The organism is Rhizobacter sp. P3_B12 (assembly GCF_056402895.1).
This window is the reverse complement of record NZ_JBFUGN010000824.1, coordinates 1-2,807: the sequence shown is the minus strand read 5'-3', so window position 1 is coordinate 2,807 and position 2,807 is coordinate 1. Positions and strand designations below refer to the sequence as shown.

Genomic DNA, 2,807 nt, shown 5'->3' with positions numbered 1-2,807 from the left:
CAGCCGGATCAGGGCTGTCTCGGCACGCACCGCGGCACAGCCCTGCCCCAGTTCGTCGTGCAGCTCGCGGGCCAGCGCCARCCGTTCGCTCTCCTGCACCGCGATCAGCTGGCGCGCAAGCTCCTGGTTGTGCATCAGCAGCTCGCGCGCCTGCGCCTCGGCCTGCTCGCGCAGCGCCAGCTGCGCGCGGGCGTCGCGCGCACGGCGCAGCGCATACCAGGCGAGGCCACCGGCCAGCACCGTCAGGCTGAAGGGCAGCTCGTCGGCCTGCCAGTGCTCGTGCGGCAGCGCCCAGCGCTGCACGCGCTCGCTCAGCTCGAGGAACGACGCCAGGCCGTAGCTCGCCAGCGTCGTGAGCACGACGACGGCGGCATCGCCGAGAGAACGACGTTCAGCTGCCGCCACGCGTCAGGCCCATGCGTTCGACGATGAGCCCCTCCTTGATGAACTGCTGGCGGCAGACCTCGGCGTAGTCCGCCGGGCCGAGGTAGTCGATGACCTGGTCGTAYTTCGCCAGCTCCTGGGTAAACAGCGGGTCGAACATGGCCTTCTTGAACGCGTCGTGCAGCACCGTGACCACCTCGGCCGGCAGCCCGCGCGGCCCGCCCAGGCCCCAGGGCGACATCGCGACGATGTCGTGCCCCAGTTCGCGCAGCGTCGGCACCTGCGGCCAGCGCTTCGAGCGCTGCGCGGCGAAGGTGGCGAGCAGGCGCAGCCGGCCCGAATCGACGGAAGGCCCGAAGCCGGTGGAGTTGACGCCGGCCATCACCTGGCCGTTGTCGACCGCGATCATCTGCTCCGAGGTGCCCTTGTACGGCACGTGGATGTACTTCAGGCCGCGCGCGGTGAACAGCTCCTCCAGCACCACGTGCGGCGTGGTGCCGACGCCGTTGGTCGCGATGGTCAGCCGGCCCGGGTTCTGGCGCGCATAGGCGAACAGGTCGGCGAGCTTGCGGAACTTGCTGGACGCGCTGACCAGCACGCCGAAGGTGACGCCCGAGACCTGGATGATCGGCGTCACGTCGCGGATCGGGTCCCACAGCACCTTCTGCGTGTGCACCGCGCGGAAGATCGGCTGCGGCAGCTGCGCGATCGTGTAGCCGTCGGGCTCGGCCTGCTGCAGCACTGGCATCGCCAGCGTGCCGCCGGCGCCGCCGCGGTTCTCGGTGATCACCGGCTGGCCCAGGTGGTGCGAGGCCAGCTCGGCCAGCAGGCGCAGCGAGATGTCGGTCGCGCCGCCCGCCGGCCACGGGATCCACAGCGCGATCGGGCGCGACGGGTACGGCGACTGCGCACGCGCCAGCGGCCACGCGCCGAGCGCGGCGGCGCCGCCGATCAAGCTGCGCCGGGTGACGGTCATGCCGGCGGCCCTCCGCGCTTGGTCAAGCCACCGAAGCCGCGCTGCGGGTCGTAACCCCAGCAGGCCACGACGAAGAACACGACCAGGCAGCCCAGCACCACCCACGGTGCGGCGCCCGGGTCCTTGCCGTACAGCGCGAAGCGGATCCACTCCACCGCATGCGTGAACGGGTTGAAGCGCGCCGCCTGGTACACCCACTCGGCGCCGGACTCCTGCAACTTCCACAGCGGGTAGAGCGCGGTCGACAGGAAGTACATCGGAAAGATCACGAAGTTCATCGTGCCGGCGAAGTTCTCCAGCTGCTTGATGTGCACCGACAGCAGCAGGCCCAGCGCCCCCAGCATCAGCGCACCGCACACCAGCGCGAGCAGCGCATGCAGGCCGGCCCACGAGAACAGCGGCAGCTCGGTGCCCAGCAGCATCGCCACCACCACGAAGGCCAGCGCCTGCAGCACCGAGAGCAGCGCGGTCGCGCACAGCTTGCAGAACAGCAGCCACGCGCGCGGCAACGGCGCGGTGAGCAGCAGGCGCATCAGGCCCATCTCGCGGTCGTAGACCATCGCCAGCGACGACTGCATGCCGTTGAACAGCAGCACCATGCCGACCAGGCCCGGCGCGATGTAGACGTCGTACGGGATGTAGGTGTCATACGGCTCGACGATCGCGACGCCGAACACGTTGCGGAACCCGGCCGCGAACACCGCCAGCCACAGCAGCGGCCGCACCAGCGCCGAGACCAGCCGGCCTGTCTGTTGCGAGAACTTGAACAGCTCGCGCACGATGATGGCCTGCATCGCTTGCAACGCATGCGCGATGCCGCGGCGCGCCGCCGGCTCGGCCGCGGAGGCTGCCGGAGGTGTCACAGGTTTCACCGTGTCGCTTTGCATAGCTTCTCCGGGGCATCGGCGCCCAGTGTGTCGAGCACGTCGGTCGGATGCAGCAGCCCCTCGATCGGCGCCTGCGCGATCACGCCCTGCCCGTCGGTCAGCAGCATCGACTGGCGCAGCTGCCCGTCCCACGGCCGGAAGCCCAGGCTGCCGCCCTTCGAGCCGTCGACCGGGGTCGCGGCCAGCGCCTTCGCCCACGCGGCGTTCGGCCCCTTGGGTTCGGCGGCAGCGATCGCGATCAAGGCCTTGCCGCCCATCCACGCAGCCCAGTCGTGGTCGGTCATCGGCCGCTTCAGCGCCTTCGCGAAGCGGCGCGACACCTGGGGCGCCCCGTAGCGCTCGAACTGCGCATGCCAGGCCAGCGCCACCAGCCCGGCGTCGCCGACCACCGGCCGCGGCAGCACGATGCGGTACGGCAGGCTGCGCGCGAACTCGCCCTGGCTGTCGACCACCCACACCGCGTCGTAGGCGGTGCCGGCGGTCAGCAGCAGCGGGTTGGCGAGATCACGCTCACGCGGGTCGGCCGACAGCTTGTACGGCTTGGTGGCGACCACCTGCAG

General features: G+C 70.8%; 3 protein-coding genes and 1 pseudogene. All 4 read right to left on the bottom strand.

Annotated elements, in window-relative coordinates; translation table 11 throughout:
• Positions 1–405 (bottom strand): annotated as a pseudogene (locus AC1D01_RS28605) (two-component sensor histidine kinase); the annotation flags it as partial.
• Positions 392–1,360 (bottom strand): Bug family tripartite tricarboxylate transporter substrate binding protein, encoded by a 969-nt coding sequence (locus AC1D01_RS28600; protein WP_477872442.1) that lies wholly within the window; start codon positions 1,358–1,360, stop codon positions 392–394. The pseudogene AC1D01_RS28605 and the gene AC1D01_RS28600, both read right to left, overlap by 14 nt.
• The gene (locus tag AC1D01_RS28595; protein WP_477872444.1) at positions 1,357–2,154 is read right to left on the bottom strand and encodes an ABC transporter permease; all 798 of its coding nucleotides are present in this window, start codon (positions 2,152–2,154) and stop codon (positions 1,357–1,359) included. The genes AC1D01_RS28600 and AC1D01_RS28595 overlap by 4 nt, the downstream gene beginning before the upstream one ends.
• A 74-nt stretch (positions 2,155–2,228) precedes the next feature.
• A partial coding sequence (locus AC1D01_RS28590) for a type 1 periplasmic-binding domain-containing protein (protein WP_477872440.1) occupies positions 2,229–2,807 on the bottom strand: 579 nt, incomplete at its 5' end.